Source organism: Mesorhizobium sp. M5C.F.Ca.IN.020.29.1.1, from assembly GCF_003997375.1.
In the GTDB taxonomy this organism is placed as follows: Bacteria; Pseudomonadota; Alphaproteobacteria; order Rhizobiales; family Rhizobiaceae; genus Mesorhizobium; species Mesorhizobium wenxiniae.
In genome coordinates this window covers 1-1,607 of the sequence record NZ_RZSW01000907.1, presented here as the reverse complement: position 1 = coordinate 1,607, position 1,607 = coordinate 1, and the positions used below count along the sequence as shown (strand labels likewise).

The following is a 1,607-nucleotide window of genomic DNA, read 5'->3' as shown; positions in this document are numbered from 1 at the left end:
TTTCAGACCCGCGCCGAAGCGCTGGACACCGGCACCCAGAAGCTCAACGCCGCGCTCGAGGCTCGCGCACGCCAGATCAACGAGACGCTGGTCGAGCGCGCGCGCGAAATCGCCCATACCTTCCAGGAGAGCAAGGAGACGCTGTCGGCGATGATCGATCAGGGCAAGACCCAGATCGGCGCCGACATGGCCGACATTGTTTCGTCGACTTCGTCCATGCTTGAAGCACGCGCAGGCGATTTCGCAGGGCGCATGGAAGCGGCCCGTCATGTGGTGTCGCGCTCCTTCGACGCCGACATCCAGCGGCTTTCCGATGCCCGCGTCGGCATCGAAGAAGCCGTCGAGAACCACAGCCGCAAGCTTTCCGAAAGCCGCGAACGCATGGCGGCGGCAATGCAGGCCGATCTTGCGAAATTCGCCGAAAGCCGCGCCGGCATCGACGCGGCTGTCACCGACCAGGTGCAGAAGCTCGCCGAAGGCCGCAACCTGATCTCGCGCGCCCTCGAAGAGGATCTGCGCAAGGTCAACGAGTCAAGCGCCGCCATCGATGCTTCGCTCGGCAGCCATCTCGAAAGGCTCGAAGAGGGCCGCAACAGGCTTTCCCAAGCCTTGAACGAAGACTCCGGAAAACTTGTACAAGCCCGTACGATCATTGACGAAATGGTTGCCGGCCATGTTGGCAAGCTCGCCGAAGGCCGCAGCATTCTTTCACGCGCCCTCGAGGCCGATCTCGGCAAGCTGGCCGACAGTCGCGCCAGCATCGACGGCCTGGTCGCCGGTCAGGTCGAGAAGATCGCCGAAGGTCGCGCCATACTTGCCAAGGCGTTGGAAACCGACATTGTCGGCATCAAGGATCTCATCCAGAGCCATTCCGCCAAACTGGCGGAGGACCGCAGCCTGCTTTCGCGCTCGCTCGAAAACGACCTGTCCGGTATCCGAGGCCTGATCGAGGACCATTCGGGCAGGCTCGCCGAGGATCGCAGCCTGCTTTCGCAAACGCTCGAGGCAGACCTCGCCAAATTGGCGGAAAGCCGGTCGAGCATCGACGGGCTGGTCGCCGGTCAGGTCGAGAAGCTGGCCGAAGGCCGCGACATCCTTAAGCGCGCGCTGGAGTCCGATCTCAACACGATCAAGGACGTCATATCAGGCCAGTCCGAAAAGCTGGCGGAAGACCGTGGTCAGCTTTCGAAGGCGTTGGAAACGGACCTGCACAGCGTGAATGGCCTTATCTCCGATCACATGAACAGGCTCGCCGAGGACCGTTCAGTCCTGTCGAAGGCACTCGAAGACGACCTCGCCAAACTGGCTGAAAGCCGGTCGAGCATCGATGGTCTGGTTACCGGCCAGGTCGAGAAGCTGGCCGAAGGCCGCGACATTCTCAAGCGCGCGCTGGAGTCCGATCTCAACACGATCAAGGACGTCATAGCAGGCCAGTCCGAAAAGCTGGCGGGAGACCGTGGCCAGCTCTCGAAGGCGTTGGAAATCGACCTGCAGAGCGTGAACGGGCTTATCTCTGATCACATGAACAGGCTCGCCGGGGACCGTTCAATCCTGTCGAAGGCACTCGAAGACGACCTCGCCAAGCTGGCCGAAAGCCGGTCGAGCAT

The 1,607-nt window shown here is 62.0% G+C and carries 1 pseudogene; it reads left to right on the top strand.

Features of this window, described 5'->3' with window-relative positions:
- Positions 1 to 1,607, top strand: a pseudogene (locus tag EOA85_RS34855) (kinesin); the annotation flags it as partial.